General features: G+C 46.1%; 9 protein-coding genes. 4 read left to right on the plus strand and 5 right to left on the minus strand.

Annotated elements, in window-relative coordinates; genetic code table 11:
* The first annotated feature begins 6 nt into the window (after nucleotides 1-6).
* The 4 genes from mukF to fdhF all read left to right on the plus strand — a co-directional run bounded on the left by mukF (nucleotide 7) and on the right by fdhF (nucleotide 11,131).
* Nucleotides 7-1,344, plus strand: a complete 1,338-nt coding sequence (mukF, locus tag MSG35_RS20730; RefSeq protein ID WP_017055049.1) for a chromosome partition protein MukF — start codon at nucleotides 7-9, stop codon at nucleotides 1,342-1,344.
* Nucleotides 1,325-2,131, plus strand: coding sequence for a chromosome partition protein MukE (gene mukE, locus MSG35_RS20735; protein WP_248384917.1), 807 nt, complete (start codon nucleotides 1,325-1,327; stop codon nucleotides 2,129-2,131). Before mukF ends, mukE begins: the two co-directional genes overlap by 20 nt.
* Entirely contained in the window at nucleotides 2,128-6,588 is a 4,461-nt protein-coding gene (gene mukB / locus MSG35_RS20740; RefSeq protein WP_248384918.1) for a chromosome partition protein MukB, read from the plus strand. Before mukE ends, mukB begins: the two co-directional genes overlap by 4 nt.
* A 313-nt stretch (nucleotides 6,589-6,901) precedes the next feature.
* Nucleotides 6,902-11,131 carry a formate dehydrogenase subunit alpha gene (gene fdhF, locus MSG35_RS20745; protein WP_248384919.1) on the plus strand — a complete coding sequence of 1,410 codons (4,230 nt, stop codon included), beginning with the start codon at nucleotides 6,902-6,904 and terminating at the stop codon, nucleotides 11,129-11,131.
* Nucleotides 11,132-11,255: 124 nt separating this feature from the next.
* Here the strand turns inward: fdhF and MSG35_RS20750 are convergent, their stop codons facing one another.
* The 5 genes from MSG35_RS20750 to cmoA form a co-directional block, all read right to left on the minus strand.
* Nucleotides 11,256-12,236, minus strand: coding sequence for an alpha-L-glutamate ligase-like protein (locus tag MSG35_RS20750; protein WP_029235462.1), 981 nt, complete (start codon nucleotides 12,234-12,236; stop codon nucleotides 11,256-11,258).
* Nucleotides 12,237-12,239: 3 nt separating this feature from the next.
* Nucleotides 12,240-13,745, minus strand: a complete 1,506-nt coding sequence (locus tag MSG35_RS20755) for an inactive transglutaminase family protein (RefSeq protein WP_048612747.1) — start codon at nucleotides 13,743-13,745, stop codon at nucleotides 12,240-12,242.
* A 17-nt stretch (nucleotides 13,746-13,762) separates the two neighbouring features.
* Entirely contained in the window at nucleotides 13,763-14,503 is a 741-nt protein-coding gene (locus tag MSG35_RS20760) for an ATP-dependent zinc protease (RefSeq protein ID WP_248384920.1), read from the minus strand.
* A gap of 313 nt (nucleotides 14,504-14,816) precedes the next feature.
* Nucleotides 14,817-15,788, minus strand: coding sequence for a tRNA 5-methoxyuridine(34)/uridine 5-oxyacetic acid(34) synthase CmoB (gene cmoB / locus MSG35_RS20765; RefSeq protein WP_009846365.1), 972 nt, complete (start codon nucleotides 15,786-15,788; stop codon nucleotides 14,817-14,819).
* A gap of 186 nt (nucleotides 15,789-15,974) precedes the next feature.
* Nucleotides 15,975-16,703, minus strand: coding sequence for a carboxy-S-adenosyl-L-methionine synthase CmoA (gene cmoA, locus MSG35_RS20770; protein ID WP_017062083.1), 729 nt, complete (start codon nucleotides 16,701-16,703; stop codon nucleotides 15,975-15,977).
* Nucleotides 16,704-16,794 lie beyond the last annotated feature (91 nt).

Below are 16,794 nucleotides of genomic sequence, written 5' to 3' on the forward strand. Positions count from 1 at the left end.
ACCACAATGAGTGAAATGACTCAAACTGCCGAAGAGCAGCCAATTGATGAGTTGGTGGGCTGGGTCAAGCAGCATGATTTTTCATTAAACTTGCCACCAGAGCGCTTAGCATTTTTGATTGCTATCGCAGTACTAAGCAATGAAAGGTTCGATGAAGAGTTGGGCGAGGGTGAACTGCACGATGCATTTACCATCGTCACTCGACTGTTTGAAGATACTGGCGAAGCGTCCGCGTTTCGTGCCAACAATGCCATCAACGAGTTAGTTAAACAGAAGTTGATTAGCCGCTTCACCAGCGAAATCACCGATGGTGCGAGTATTTATCGCTTATCACCACTGGCGATTGGTATTTCAGATTATTACTTACGCCACCGTCAGTTCTCTAAGTTAAAACTGTCTATCCAGCTTTCTATGGTTGCGGACGAGATGGCAAAAGCCATTGAAGCAGCACAAAAAGGCGGAACTCCAGGACATTGGAGAAAGAATGTTTACGGCGTGCTCAAGTATTCTGTTGGTGAAATTTTCGATCAGATTGATCTTAACCAACGTGTTATGGATGAGCAGCAGCAAACCGTTAAACAGCAAATTGCCGACCTTTTAAACAAGGATTGGCGAGAGGCGATTAACAACTGTGAAACCTTGCTTTCAGAAACCTCTTCCACGCTGAAAGAATTGCAAGACACCTTGCAAGCGGCGGGTGATGAACTGCAAACACAGATCCTCGATATTCAAGAAATTGTTTACGGTGACGATGAACTCGAGTTCGTTGGCGAAACCCTGTTCGGCTTGCAGATGAAGCTCGATCGAATCACCAGTTGGGGCCAACAAGCCATCGATTTATGGATCGGCTACGACCGCCATGTTCACAAGTTTATCCGTACCGCGATTGATATGGATAAAAACCGTGCCTTTAGCCAGCGCTTGCGTCAGTCAGTCACAGACTACTTTGATGCGCCTTGGCTATTGACCTACGCCGATGCAGAGAAGCTGACGGATCTTCGTGATGAAGCGCTCGTGCTTCGTGATGACGAAGTGATGGGACAAGCACCAATCGACGTAGAGTACGAAGAATTTGAGCAAGTGAATGACCTGCTTTCAGATCGAATTGCAGAGATGTTAAAAGCTCACAAACAGCAAGGCGCGCCAATTGATCTTGGCCTTGTGTTACGCGATTACCTCGCTGCACACCCTCGCACACACCATTTTGATTTAGCCAGAATTGTTGTCGACCAAGCCGTGCGCTTAGGTTACTCAGAGTCTGACTATCAGGCTATTCAGCCAGATTGGCAGGCAATTAACGATTTCGGTGCAAAGGTACAAGCAAATGTCATTAACAAGTACTGATGATTACATGCCAGAGAAACTGGTAAAAGCGATAGCGAACCCACTGTTCCCTGCGCTAGATAGCATGCTGCGTTCAGGCAAGCATGTTTCAACAGAAGATCTAGATAACCACGCGTTGCTGTCCGATTTTGAAGTTGAGCTTCAGCATTTCTATCAACGCTACAATACGGAACTGGTAAAAGCGCCGGAAGGTTTCTTTTACTTGCGTCCGCGTTCTACGTCTCTGATTGGTCGTAGTGTGTTGTCTGAGCTCGACATGTTGGTTGGCAAGGTGTTGTGTTTCTTATACCTAAGCCCAGAACGTCTTGCTCATGAAGGTATCTTCACCAACCAAGAACTGTTTGATGAGTTGATGTCGTTAGCGGATGAGAAAAAACTCATGAAGCTAGCAACCAACCGTGCGTCTGGTTCTGACTTAGACAAAGAAAAGCTCTTCGAAAAAGTACGTACTTCTTTACGCCGCTTACGCCGTATCGGTATGTTGATTGCGATTGGCGAGACGGGCAAGTTCCGTATCAGCGAAGCGGTATTCCGTTTTGGTGCCGACGTTCGTGTTGGCGACGATATGAAAGAAGCGCAATTACGTCTTATCCGTGATGGTGAAGCTGTGGTGCATACCCAAGAGCCTAACCAAGGTAGCTTGTTGAATGAAGAACAAGCGGAAGCCACATCAGAAGTAGATGCAGACGTAGACGAAAACGGTCAACAAGACATTTTTAACGATCAAGCTGACTTTGACCTTGAGTCAAACGATGGCGAACAAAAAAAAGTAGAAGGTGAAGCATGATTGAAAGAGGTAAGTATCAATCATTAACCATGGTCAACTGGAACGGCTTCTTTGCGCGTACTTTTGATATTGATGGATTGGTTACAACGCTTTCTGGCGGTAACGGTGCGGGTAAGTCGACCACAATGGCGGCATTCATCACAGCCCTCATCCCTGACCAAAGCCTTCTGCATTTCCGTAACACAACGGAAGCGGGTAGCTCGCAGTCGTCACGTGATAAAGGCCTTTACGGTAAGCTTCAGCCAGGCGCATGTTATGCCGCGCTAGATGTTGTGAACTCGCGTAATCAACGTCTATTGTTTGCAGTAAAACTGCAGCAAGTTGCGGGTCGTGATAAGAAAGTCGACATCAAACCGTTTGTTATCCAAGGCCTTCCAAGCCATGTGAAACCAACGGATGTGCTGATTCAAAACGTTTCAGACAGCCACGCTCGCGTATGTCAGTTGAACGATGTGAAAGCGGCGGTTGCACAATACGAAGGCGCGCATTTTAAGGCCTTCTCTTCGATTGTTGATTACCATTCGCAAATGTTTGAATACGGTGTGGTACCGAAGAAACTGCGTAACAGCAGCGACCGTTCTAAGTTTTACCGCTTAATTGAAGCATCACTTTACGGTGGTATTTCTAGTGCGATTACGCGTTCTCTGCGTGATTACCTTCTACCGCAAAATGGTGGCGTGAAGAAAGCATTCCAAGACATGGAATCAGCACTACGCGAAAACCGCATGACGTTAGAAGCTATCAAAACGACTCAGTCGGATCGTGATTTGTTTAAGCACTTGATCACTGAATCTACGAACTACGTGGCAGCAGATTACATGCGCCATGCTAACGATCGTCGTAACAAGCTTGATCAAACCATGAAGTTCCGTGGTGAACTGTTCGGTTCTCGCGAAACCTTGCTTGATCAAAACAACTTGTTGAACCGCGTTCAAGAAGAACTAGAGTTACTTGTCGATCAAGAATCAGCACTAGAGCAAGATTACCAAGCGGCTTCGGATCATCTGCAATTAGTTCAAACTGCACTTCGTCAGCAAGAGAAAATTGCTCGCTACAGCGAAGATCTAGAAGAGCTTAATGAGCGTCTAGAAGAACAGATGATGGTGGTTGAAGAAGCTCAAGAGCGAGTACTTCTTGCTGAAGAGCAGGCAACCATTACTGAAGAAGAAGTGGATAGCCTGAAAACTCAGCTTGCTGACTACCAACAAGCGTTGGATGTTCAGCAGACTCGTGCACTTCAATACCAGCAAGCGGTTCAAGCATTAGAGAAAACTAAGCAGTTGCTTGGTGATGAATCTATTACGGCAGAAAGCGCACTAGCTCTGGTTTCTGAGCTAAAAGCACAAGAAGAATCAAGCACTCAAACGCTACTGTCAACCAAGCACAAACTAGACATGTCTTCTGCTGCTTCTGCGCAGTTCGACAAAGCGCTCGCTCTTGTTAAAAGTATTGTGGGTGACGTTGAGCGTAAAGAAGCGTCTAGCAGCGCTAAGCAAGCTTTAGAAAAAGGTCGTAACGCAAAACACGTTGTTGAAAATGAACAGCAGTGGCGTGCTCAGCACCGTGATATGGCTCGTGATGTGGCTCAGCAGCGTCAAGCAAAAGAGTTAGCGACTGAATACCAAAAGCAACACAACATCTCACTGACTGACGAAGCGGTTTTCGATGAAGAACGTGAACGTCACGCGATGCAAATCGAGTCTCTTGAGTACGCTCAAGAAGAGTTGCGTGAAGCGAAGAGTGAGCAGCGTCGTGTGCAACAAAACCATGACCAAGAGATTCAAAAACTCGAGTCTATTGCTCCTGCGTGGATCACGGCAAACGATGCGCTTGAAGCATTAAGAGATCAAACCGACGCTGAGCTAGAAGATAGCCAAGCGGTGATGACTCAAATGCAGCAAGTGCTTGAAGATGAGAAATCTCAAGCGGTAGCAAAAGATCAGTTGGCTACGCGCCGAGCTGAACTTGAGCAAGAGATTGAGCGTTTAGCTTCTCCAGGTGGCTCTAACGATCCTCGTTTGAAAGGTCTGGCGGATACGCTTGGTGGCGTGTTGCTTTCTGAGATCTACGATGACATCACGATTGGTGATGCGCCGTACTTCAGTGCTATGTACGGCCCAGCTCGTCACGCAATTGTGGTTTCTGATCTTGATGGTATTAAAGAGAAGCTGGTGGATCTTGATGATTGTCCAGAAGACCTTTACATCCTAGAAGGCGATGTCGACGCGTTTGATGACAGTTCGTTCAATGCCGATGAGCTTGAAGGCGCAGTGTGTGTTCAGCTGAACGATCGCCAAATGCGTTACTCACGTTTCCCTGAGATCCCACTGTTTGGCCGTGCGGCTCGTGAACAACGTCTAGAGAAATTGCGCGAAGAGCGTGACGTTGTGGTTGAGAACCACGCGAAAGCAGCGTTTGATTCTCAAAAGCTGAATCGCCTATATCAAGCATTCAACAGCTTTGTTGCGAAGCACCTGCACGTTGCGTTTAACGCAGACCCAGAACAAGCACTTGCTGCGATTCGTGATAAGCGTAATCAAATTGTTCGTTCTCTGGCTGAGCTTAACTCTAAAGAGCAGCAGCAACGTAGCCAGCTTCTACAAAGCAAGCAGGCACTCGGTGCGCTAGATAAATTAGCGCCAATGGTTCGTATTTTAGAAGACGAAACATTGGCTGAGCGCTTAGCTGACTTAGAAGCGCAACTAGAGCGTTTAAGTGAAGCTAAGTCTTACTTGAATACGCACGGCAAAGCGCTTACTTCTCTAGAGCAAATTGTATCTGCACTAGACGCTGACCCAGAGCAGTTCGAAGCTTTGGAAGCTGAATATCGTCAAGCAGACAACGCGCTACAAACGCTAAAAGGCAAAGTGTTCGCGCTGTCTGATTTGATTGAGCGTCGTCATTACTTTGCTTACGCGGATTCTGTTGATTTGCTTAATAAGAGCAGTGAACTGAGCGAGCAATTAAAAGCGAAACTGGTTCAAGCAGAACAAGCAAGAACCAAAGGTCGTGATGGCTTGAAGCAAGCTCGCGAACAGATGAATCAATACAACCAAGTATTGGCGGCACTGAAGAGCTCACATCAAGCGAAGCAAGAAACGGTTCAAGAGTTCAAACAAGAGCTACAAGAGTTTGGCGTAAACGCTGATGAAGGCGCTGAAGAGCGTGCTGTACGTCGTCGTGACGAGCTTCAAGAGCGTCTGCACACATCTCGCAGCCGTAAGAGCGAATATGAGCGTACGATTACGTCAACAGAACTTGAGATGAAAGCCCTAGCTAAGCGTCTTAAGAAAGTTCAGAAAGAGTACACAGAACTTCGTACCTTCGTTGTTGCAGCAAAAGCAGGCTGGTGTTCAGTACTTCGCTTAGCTCGTGAAAATGATGTTGAACGTCGTCTTCATAAGCGTGAACTGGCTTACCTAACAGCGGGCGAGCTTCGCTCTATGTCGGATAAATCACTGGGTGCTTTACGTCTAGCTGTAGCTGACAATGACGACCTACGTGATTCGCTGCGTCTATCGGAAGACAACGCACATCCAGAGCGTAAGGTTCTGTTCTACATTGCGGTTTACCAACATCTTCGCGAGCGTATTCGCCAAGACATCATTCATACGGATGATCCGGTTGAAGCAATCGAAGAGATGGAAGTTGAGCTAGCTCGACTAACAGAAGAACTGACGCAGCGTGAAAACCGCTTAGCGATCAGTTCTGAGTCGGTAGCGAGCATTATTAAGAAGACGATTCAGCGCGAGCAGAACCGTATTCGAATGCTGAACCAAGGTCTGTCTAACATCTACTTTGGTCAGGTTAAGGGCGTACGTCTGAACGTTAAGATTCGTGAAAGTCACGAGATCTTGCTATCAGGTCTAGCGACTCAGCAAGAGCAACACAAAGACTTGTTTGAATCAACGCGCTTTACCTTCTCAGAAGCGATGGCGAAGTTGTTCCAACGTGTTAACCCACATATCGATATGGGTCAACGTTCTCCACAAGTTCTAGGTGAAGAGCTACTGGATTACCGTAACTACCTAGAGCTAAGTGTTGAAGTTAACCGTGGTTCTGATGGTTGGTTACAAGCGGAATCGGGCGCACTTTCTACCGGTGAAGCGATCGGTACTGGTCAATCTATCCTATTGATGGTTGTTCAGAGCTGGGAAGAAGAGTCACGTCGACTTCGTAGTAAAGACATCGTTCCATGTCGTTTGTTGTTCCTTGATGAAGCAGCACGTCTGGATGCGAAGTCTATCTCTACACTGTTTGAACTGTGTGATCGTCTAGGTATGCAGCTTCTGATTGCAGCACCGGAGAACATCAGCCCAGAGAAAGGTACAACCTACAAACTGGTACGTAAGGTCTTCAAAGATCACGAACACGTACATGTTGTTGGCCTGCGCGGTTTTGCTCAAAACAAACCGGCATCTCCAGTTCAAGAGCTTATCGAAGAAACTGAGCAATAACCTTGATAGCTGAGTTTTAAGCTCGAAAGCGACTCAATGATATTTGTTCAAAGCCCCTAATCAATAGGGGCTTTTTTATATCTTGAATCTAATTTCCTCAACTGAACACCTCCCGCTTAATCCTTTCTTCGAAACTGATAAGACCACTCATACCTTATGGTTATTATCAGTGGAACTTGTTTGAGGTCACACGCACAAAACCACAAATAATGTATGGTAATGACATAGATTTAATAATATTAATAATATTGTATTACTTAAATTTTAATTGTTGATAACTCGCGTGTGCGAAAGGTAAAGGTAGGACTTAGGTATGATTCAAATCGTTATTGATGGGAAATATCGAATCGTCGAGCAAGGACAAACCGTTCTTGAAGCGGCAAAAACATGTGGTTTGGAGATCCCATCTTTATGTGGTTTGAACAAAACAGCGGATAAAGTGCCGTGTGACTTGTGTGTTGTGGAAGTTGATGGCGTTGGTGTTACTCGCTCTTGTGAGCTTGAAGTTTCTAATGGGCTGAATATTACCACTCAGTCAAAACAGTTAACGAACCATCGACAAGAAGCGCTGAATCGCATCATGACTGATCACTACGCTGACTGTGAGGCTCCATGCCAAACAGCCTGTCCTGCTGGGGTCGACATCCAATCTTACCTGCACCATATTGCTCAAAATGATCACATCAAAGCGATTGAAGTGATCAAAAAGACATTACCAATGCCGCTTTCAATTGGTCGTGTGTGTCCTGCTTTCTGTGAAACCGAATGTCGTCGAAACTTGGTCGATGAATCCATCGCGATTCGCCAACTTAAACGACACGCTGCCGATGCAGATTTAGCGGCTCAAGAGAGCTACATGCCAGCTAAGAAACCGAATAAAGGCAAGAGCATTGCTATTGTTGGTAGTGGCCCCGGTGGGCTTACGGCGGGTTATTATCTATCTAACGAAGGCTATGATGTCAGTGTCTATGAGTCGATGCCCCAAGCGGGTGGGTGGCTGCGTTACGGTATCCCGGAGTATCGCTTACCAAAGTCGATTCTAGATAAAGAAATCGAGCTGATGTGTCGCAACGGAATGGTGGTTGAGTGCGGTAAAAAACTGGGTGCTGATTTTACACTGTCTGATTTAAGTAATGATTTTGATGCAGTTTGTTTAGCGGTTGGCGCATCGCAAGCAGTCGAGATGAATTACCCGGGTAGTGAACTCGGCGGTTGTTATTTGGGTGTCGATTATCTGAAAGATTACGTGACCGATCAGCAGTATGTCACAGGTAAAAAGGTCGCAGTAATTGGTGGTGGTAATACCGCGATTGACTGCGCGCGAACAGCGGTTCGTGATGGCGCGGATACTACGCTGATTTATCGTCGTACTCGAGATGAGATGCCAGCAGAAGATTACGAAATCGAAGAAGCTGAACATGAAGGTGTGAAGTTCCATTTCTTAACCAACCCTGCAGAAAACATAGCCGATGAAAATGGCCATGTATCAGAAATACGATTAGAACGAATGGCTTTGGGTCCTGCTGATGCTTCAGGCCGCCGCAGCCCTAAACCAACTGGCGAGTTCTTTGTTGAAGCGTTTGATACGGTTATTGCTGCCGTGTCGCAAAAGCCTGATCTGAGCTTTATGGACAACGAAGCGATTGATATCCCTCTTACTCGTTGGAATACCGCAGATGCTGATCCGCAAACCATGCATACCGGAACCGGAAATATTTTCAGTATTGGTGATTTCCGACGCGGTCCTGCAACCGCAGTCGAAGCGGTAGGAGACGGGCGTATTGCTGCACAAGCGATCGATCGCTTCTTCCACGGTGATATGGAAAATATTCCGGCCAAACCGTTTAACTCACGAAAACACAAACAGCTCAAAGCGGTGGATCCTGAGCAATACCAGTCGATACAACGCATGGCTCGTAAGATCATGCCTGAACTAACGCCCGAGCAGCGTGAACAAAGCTTCGATGAAGTAGAAACAGGGTTTGATAATGCTGATGCAATAGCGGAAGCTGCAAGATGTCTAGAGTGTGGCTGCCAAGCCAATACCGATTGCGACCTACGAGACTACTCGACCGAATACAAAGCAACGCAAACGCATCCAGAGTACAAAATCGATGTGGCTTCGAATGAGAGTTGGCAGGCGATTCGTGCTGAAGAAGCGAAGGTCGGGTTAACAAGGCAAAAATTTTCGGTCGATGACAGTTCTGAGTTCATTATCTTTGACGCCAACCGCTGTATTAGTTGTGGCCAGTGTATTCAAGCATGTCGAGAACAGAATGTTCATGGCGTTCTAAGCTTCATGAATCAATCGGATGGCAAACCTGCATCAAGACCCGAATGTCGTCCTAACTTTGGGGCAGATAAGACCTTAATGGGCGACTCAAACTGCGTTCAATGTGGATCGTGTATTCAGGCGTGTCCAACCGGTGCAATGGTCGATGCTCGTGATAGAAAGCAGGGAGACACAGACGTACTCAAGAAAGTCGATACCATCTGCACCTATTGCGGTGTCGGCTGCAAGCTAACCATGCATATCGATGAGCAGAAAAACAAAATCCGCTATATCGAAGGCGGAGACTCTCCGGTTAATGAAGGCATGTTGTGTGTTAAGGGACGATTTGGCTTCGATTTTGTGGGCAGCGATGCGCGTTTAACCACACCATTAATTCGTAAAGATGGCTGGTTGCAACCTGCAAGTTGGGAAGAAGCCATTACGCTGATTGCCGAGAAGTTTACTGCGATTAAGCAAGGCTTTGGCAGTAACGCTTTAGCGGGGTTCTCGTCGGCGAAAACCACCAATGAAGATAACTATGCCTTCCAAAAATTCATACGTCGTGAACTAGGCACCAATAACGTCGATCACTGTGCGCGCCTTTGTCACGCATCGACAGTTACTGGTTTAGAAGCTTCGCTGGGCAGCGGGGCGATGACCAATGATATTCCAAGCATCAAGCACTCAGATGTGATCTTTATTATTGGCTCAGACACGACTTCAGCACACCCAATTATTGGCTCGCACATCAAGCAAGCGGTGAGACATGGTGGAGCGAGATTGATCGTTGCCGATCCAAAACGAATCGATATTGCTGACCATGCTGAGCTTTACTTAGCGCACCGACCGGGTACCGATGTAATGCTGATCAATGGTGTGATGCAGCAGATCATCAAACACGGTTGGTACGACCAAGAGTATATCGAAGATCGTGTGGACGGCTTTGATACCTTGCTCCAAGAGGTCATGTCACCAAGCTATTCGCTAGACAAAGTGGAGCTAGTAACTGGCGTTAAAGCGGAAGACATCTTTGCAATGGCACGATTGATTGGTACTGCAGAGCGCACAGCGGTGTACTACTCGATGGGCATTACTCAACATACCACTGGTCACGATAACGTTCGCTCTATCGCTAACCTGCAGCTTTTGTGTGGCAACATTGGAATTGAAGGCGGTGGTATCAACCCATTACGTGGTCAATCCAATGTTCAGGGTGCGTGTGACATGGGCGCATTGCCAAACAACCTTCCGGGTTATCAGAAAGTGTATAACCCAATGGTTCGTCAAAAATTTGCGATGGAGTGGGGTGTTTCTGACTTACCGGCTGAAACAGGCTTAACGCTGACCGAAATTATTGATGGTGCGTGTCATCGAGATGTTCGTGGCCTGTACGTAATGGGCGAGAACCCAGTGCTGAGTGACCCGAACCAAGCGCATGTGATTGAAGGTCTTGAAGCATTAGATTTCCTCGTGGTTCAAGATATTTTCTTAACCGAAACCGCTCAATATGCCGATGTGGTTCTGCCGTCTTGCTCGTTTGCTGAGAAGTCTGGTCACTTTACTAATACCGAGCGTCGTGTTCAGCGTATTAACCCGGCGGTATTGCCTCCAGGTGAAGCGAAAGAAGATTGGGTGATTATCCAAATGCTAGCCAACGCAATGGGCGGTGATTGGGGCTATAAAACCGTTGCTGATATCACCAATGAGATAGCGCGTGTCACGCCACAGTATGGTGGTTTACGTTGGGAGAACATTACGGTCAACGGCGTGCAATGGCCAAGTAATAAGAACAACCCAGATGGCACTCGTATCATGCACCAGACTCAATTTACGCGTGGGCGTGGTCAAATGGAGGCGATTCCGTTTAGATACGCTGCTGAACTACCGGATGCGGAATACCCGTTAGTATTAACGACAGGCCGTATTCTAGAACAGTTCCACACCGGAACCATGACACGTAAAACAAAAGGGTTGGATAACTTAGCAGGGCCGCGTGCCATGGTGAGTGTTCATGATGCTGAAACGCTAGGTATCTCGAATGGTCAGATGCTCAAGGTCTCAACACGTCGTGGTGAAATCGAAATCGCGGCGTTTGTGACTAAACGAATGCAAAAGGGTGTGGTATTTATTCCATTTCATTTTGTTGAATCGCCGGTTAACCGTTTGACTACCACAGCGACCGATCCACACGCGAAGATCCCTGAATTTAAGGTGGCGGCTGTGCGTATTGATCCTATTCGTGAGCCTGAAAGTGAAGTCACAGAGGCTTAGTCATATTAGCTAGGTAAAGACGGCAGACATTAAAAAGCCGCGTAACTCTCAGAGTTATGCGGCCTTTTTATCGAGCTAGATTCAGTATCAATAACTGAGTCGTTTCGCTTTAATTTAGATGAGCTTAGTTTGGAACAATTTCGCTACCGTGAACACCAAATTGCTTAGCAGCGTAGGCAACGCGCTCGGCTGGTTTTGGATATTCAGCCGGTGTGCCCAGGTTTTCAATATGATGCAAGCGAGGTAATAAACCTGCGCCGTTTGCGATCTGTATTGCTAATCCAGGACGAGCGTTTAGCTCCAGTACCATCGGGCCTTCTTCTTGGTCTAAAACCATGTCCGTACCCATGTAGCCAAGGCCTGTCATTTCCCAAGCACTTGATGCAAGAGTTAGCAGCTTTTCCCAATGTGGCACTTGTAACAGCGCCAACTCTTTACCCGTATCTGGGTGGTGAGTCACTGGGTGGTCAAACTGAACCGCACGAACAGCTTTACCCGTAGCGATACAAATACCTACGCCCACAGCACCTTGGTGCAAGTTAGCTTTACCATCAGAAGCTGAAGTCGATAGACGCATCATCGCCATTACAGGGTAGCCCTTGAATACAATGATTCGTACATCTGGCACACCCTCGTAACTGAAGCCGTCAAAACACTCGTCAAACTTGATGAGGTTTTCAACTACCGCAACATCGTTCTTACCACCGAGTGAGAAAAGACCCGCGAGAGCGTTACTGATGTGACGCTCTACGTCTTCTTCATTGATAGTCGAACCTGATGGCTTGGTGTAAACGCCGTCCTTGTGAGAAGTCACAACAAGGATACCTTTACCACCACTGCCTTGAGCTGGCTTGATTACGAAACCCGGCCACTCTTTTACCATCTTGTGGATTGTTTTTACTTCAGCTTGATGACCAATCACGCCAATCAGTTTTGGTACAGTAGCACCAGCCTGTTCAGCAATGATCTTCGTCTTAAGCTTGTCATCAACGAGTGGATACTTGGAACGATCATTGTAGCGACCAATATAACTATGGTTACGCTTGTTCATTCCCATTATGCCTTTGTCTTTCAACCTAAACGGTGAAGTAAACTGATCAAACATAACTTAGTCCTCCGCTAGCGGTTTAAAGCGACGAAGCTCGGTTAGACGGTATCCTGTGTAGTTACCTAGTAGCAAGATGGTCGCCAGAATAACAAGTTGTAAACCAATAAAGTTAAACGTTAAGTGCTGAATGAACGGGTTAGTCATGCCTAAGTAAACAAGAACCGCAGTAAATAAAGAACCACCACCTTGCAGCATTACTTCTTTCGCGCCTTCTTCTTCCCACAGGATAGACATACGTTCGATAGTCCAAGATAGGATAATCATTGGGAAGAACGTAATGGATAGACCTTCAGTCAGACCCACTTTAAACGCGACCACAGTAAACACAGAGATAATCATGATTACCGTGATGATTACGGCGGATATCCTGGCTACCAAGAGCAAGTTGAGTTTGGACAAGTAACTTCGAATAATCAGACCCGTACCTACAATAAGTAGGAAGCCAACAATACCCGTTACCAGTTGTGTTTGTACAAAGGCTACCGCAATCAGTACTGGCATGAACGTACCAGACGTTTTCAGACCGATAATGACACGTAGGAACACAACAATCAGAGCACCAATAGGAATCAGCATGATGGTTTTAAACATCGCTTGCTCTTCTAACGGTAGGCTGTGAATGGAAAGGTTTAACAGTTGATCAGCAGAGACTTTGCTATTGGTTGCTTCCGTTGGTGAAACCTCTTGAGCAATCATAGAGAAGTGAACTTTACTGTTCTGACCGCCAACAACATCCAGTAGAGAAACGTTTGATTCGTCCCAAATGAGTAGGTTTGGTTGAACTTGTTGTTCGCTTGATTCAGGAGAGAACAGAATCCACTCGTCGTTATCCCAGATTTGAATCATGTTTTGAATCGACTGACGACGACGACCATCTTCTAGCTCGATAACACCAACCACTTTGTTGTGTATTTTCGCCGCTGAAAGTAGCTTGTGTGTCGCTTCCACTTTGGTCATGTTGTTCAGAATCAGCGCAGAGTTTTGACTGTCTGGATCATTAAGTGTTTTGATGAGCTCGCGGGTAAAAGTGATATTGTCTGCAGAACGTTTTGTCGCTCTATCAATCAATGCAAGAGAAGCCGCTTCTTCAGGGCCATCGAAGCTTGGTTGCGAGACTTCACCTTCTGGTGCGATAGCATCAACTTTTGCTTGGTTGTCGACTAGGAATTGTGTTTTGTAGTAGATGGTTTGAGGGCCATCTGCGTATCGAATAGACCACTCTGCGCGGCGACCTGATTCGGTATTCAAGTAAGAGATACCGTAACCTGGCGATGAAGCCGATTCGCCGATAAGTGTGTAGTTAGACTGAGTATGAGGAGCTGCTAAGGAAACTTTTGCTTCTTTGCCTACTGCGTTGAACTCGATGCGAGCTTCAACGTCCCAAACCTGTCTGGTTTCCCCTGGAGTCCAAGGTACACCATAGGTCGTATGTCTGAACATACTCAGTGTTATACCTGCCACGATAAGCAGGAATATAGAGATATAAAATGGAATTCTTGACGTCATAGCTTACCCTACTATTGTTATTTAACTTCCGTTTGTACGTACTTTTTACTTACATCTACTAGCGCTATGTCTTTGATAAATTCGCGCCCTAGTAATACAGGGTGACTCATTTGAGAGCGATCCGCCAATGTAAATTGCGCTTTTTCATGGATTTTTCCAACTTTCACCCATAATTCGATCACAGCTCGACGTTCTGCTTGATCATTGGTTGATTGACGGATTTTTACATAACGTACAACAGGCGCTTCAATCCATTTCTGGTCTTCTTCAGCTTGGGCTTTGTCGTCTAGGTGAAATTTAACCCAGTTCTTGCCGTTACGTTCGAATTCTTTGATATCGACAGCGTTTAAAGAAGAGGTGGTTGCGCCAGTATCTACACGAGCATCAAAGCTTTGCTTGATAGAGTCGATAGACACTTTTTCGATGCCGCCAAGGATAGTCGGTTGTGATATAGGAGCGATAGGAGCAACGGCAACAGCGACCGGTTCTTCTTCCTCTAGCTCTTCAAGAACCTTGTGTTCCATGCTCGTTAGATGGGTATCTAATTGATTAGAAAGGGTAGTGATTTCGTCTTCTAAGCTTTCAATATAGTCACTTTGATTGCTTAGTTGCAGTTCAAGATTTTGAACCTTATTTGCGATGTTTGTCTCTGAGCGGGAAATAGCGTCGAGAGTTTCTTGGTGGTAGGTAGCACCGTTCGTGAGGGTACAACCAGAGAGCAAACCAACCGCCACAATAGGCGATAATCGCTTAAACATAAAAAAAACCTTTGAGAATTAGAGAATAGTTCAGACTATTTAGAAGTTTAGCCCACAAAAAAGGATGCGTGAAGCATCCTATTGTAAGAGTCTGGTCATATTGAATCGCAATGTGAGCGCTACGCCAATTATTGCTATTTGAAATAGCTCACTTATTAAACATAAGTCAATTTTTGTTCAATTCGTGAGCTCAGGAAGCAAAGTTCACCGCGAAATTAACGGTGGCTTTTTGACCATGCAAGCAATTGTTTTGCTGTCTTAATAGGCTTGTGTTTTGTTTACTCAATATGCCACTGCTTTGTGGGCAGTAAATCTATGGCTTTGTTGCTACCAAAATTGCACGTCTCGGTGCAGGATGACCTTCAACCGTTTTACTTGGATCGTTTGGATCGAGGTAATCTGGAAGAGAGTTGTGTGTCATCCATTCTGTGGTGCGTTGTTCACCAATTGTCGTGACATTTTCGTCAACGATTCGTACGTCTTCAAAACCAACTTGTTCTAGCCAGCGTTTCAGTGCGCGAGCTGAAGGGAAGAAGTAGACGTTTCTCATTTGCGCGTAACGGTCAACCGGAACTAATACTGCGTTCTCATCGCCTTCAATCACCAAGGTTTCAAGAACCAGTTCACCGCCAGACACCAATTGGTCTTTAAGTTGAATCAAGTGGTCCAGTGGTGAACGACGATGGTAAAGCACGCCCATGCTGAATACCGTGTCGTAGGCTTCTAGCTTTGGCAGCTGCTCGATACCTAGAGGTAATAGGTGGGCTCGTTGGTCATCGCCCATCAGCTTACGAATTGCTTCAAACTGAACCAAGAACAGGTGAGAAGGATCGATACCAACCGTTAAGCGGGCACCTTCACCCAGCATGCGCCACATGTGGTAACCATTGCCACAACCTACATCGAGAACCGAACGGTTTTTCAATGGAGAGATATGTGGAAGCACACGATCCCATTTCCAGTCACTGCGCCACTCAGTATCGATATGAATATCGTGAACCGTGTAAGGTCCTTTTCTCCATGGGTGGAACGTCTTTAATAGGCTTTCTAACTTTTTAAGCTCGCCCGTATGAAACGGTGTTGAGCTACCAATCGTCACTGAATTTTTCAGATCAACTTGGTCTGGCACACCTTGTGGAATCTTGTTTAGTGCACGCAACCAGCGGTCGAAGTCACCGTGCTCTGCATTTTGCCAATCGGTCAGTTGCTGTGGCAGGACATTTAGCCACGGCTGAAGGCGAGTATCTTGGGCAATAAGTTGATAAAAATTGGCAAAATTAAACATAGGTTTTCACTGAGTTGGTGGTGTAGAAATTAAATTTGTCACTCGATTAAGAGTGTGGACAAACATGCTAGGGAATCTCGTTTATCGTGTTTGATAAGAGATCCCCAACTCGCTCGTTCCTCGCTCTTGAGGATGACATTTTAGTACGTGCTAACGGTGTCGCGACGGTTACGTAATCGAAAATGTTTACTTTATCGCGAACATTGAACCAAAGTTGAAACATTGGAACCAGACTTCGCTGCTTGAGAAGCCAATCTTATCAAATCGCTCTCTGTGAACAGGGATCGAATCCGGGCGCATCACGTTTTCAATTGCGCTACGTTTCTGACTTACTTCTAGCTCGCTGTACCCGTTAGCACGTTTGAAATCATGGTGCAGGTCGATAAGCAGTTCATTTGAGCTTTCATCTTCGAATACGTATTTTTCTGACAGGATTAAGATCCCGCCTGGGCGCAAGCCAGCATGAATCTTCTCAAGCAGAGCGTATCGGTCGTCCGGAGAAAGAAATTGCAGCGTAAAGTTAAGCACTACAACAGAAGCGTCTTTGATTTCCACTTCACGGATGTCGGCTTCAATCACTTCTACCGGTGTGTCACTGCGGTAAGCATTAACGTGCAATTTGCAGCGCTCAACCATGGCTTCTGAATTATCGATCGCGAAAATCGTGCAGCCTTCTTGCTGAATGTGACGACGCATAGAAAGTGTTGCAGCACCAAGCGAGCAGCCAAGGTCGTAAATATTTGAATGTGGCTTTACAAAGCGCTCAGCCAGCATGCCGATTGCAGAGATGATATTGCTATAGCCAGGCACCGAACGTTGAATCATATCCGGAAATACTTCAGCAACCCTTGCATCAAAGGTGAAGTCTCCAATTTTATCAATAGGAGCGGAAAAGATATTGTCTGTGTTGCTCATGGCATTTTCTCTCGACAGTCAGCGTAATTGGCACAAAATTCGTACCAAATAAAAGGGGACGTATTTTACGTAAAAAAAGCGCCACTGTCAC

The sequence above is a fragment of the Vibrio sp. 1CM23M genome, assembly GCF_023161755.1.
In the GTDB taxonomy this organism is placed as follows: Bacteria; Pseudomonadota; Gammaproteobacteria; order Enterobacterales; family Vibrionaceae; genus Vibrio; species Vibrio coralliirubri.

Coding starts and splice junctions, on each gene's coding strand:
- MSG35_RS20760 (WP_248384920.1), bottom strand. CDS start 14,503: ATGTTTAAGCGATTATCGCCTATTGTGGCGGTTGGTTTGCTCTCTGGT.
- mukB (WP_248384918.1), top strand. CDS start 2,128: ATGATTGAAAGAGGTAAGTATCAATCATTAACCATGGTCAACTGGAAC.
- mukF (WP_017055049.1), top strand. CDS start 7: ATGAGTGAAATGACTCAAACTGCCGAAGAGCAGCCAATTGATGAGTTG.
- cmoB (WP_009846365.1), bottom strand. CDS start 15,788: ATGTTTAATTTTGCCAATTTTTATCAACTTATTGCCCAAGATACTCGC.
- mukE (WP_248384917.1), top strand. CDS start 1,325: ATGTCATTAACAAGTACTGATGATTACATGCCAGAGAAACTGGTAAAA.
- MSG35_RS20755 (WP_048612747.1), bottom strand. CDS start 13,745: ATGACGTCAAGAATTCCATTTTATATCTCTATATTCCTGCTTATCGTG.
- cmoA (WP_017062083.1), bottom strand. CDS start 16,703: ATGAGCAACACAGACAATATCTTTTCCGCTCCTATTGATAAAATTGGA.
- MSG35_RS20750 (WP_029235462.1), bottom strand. CDS start 12,236: ATGTTTGATCAGTTTACTTCACCGTTTAGGTTGAAAGACAAAGGCATA.
- fdhF (WP_248384919.1), top strand. CDS start 6,902: ATGATTCAAATCGTTATTGATGGGAAATATCGAATCGTCGAGCAAGGA.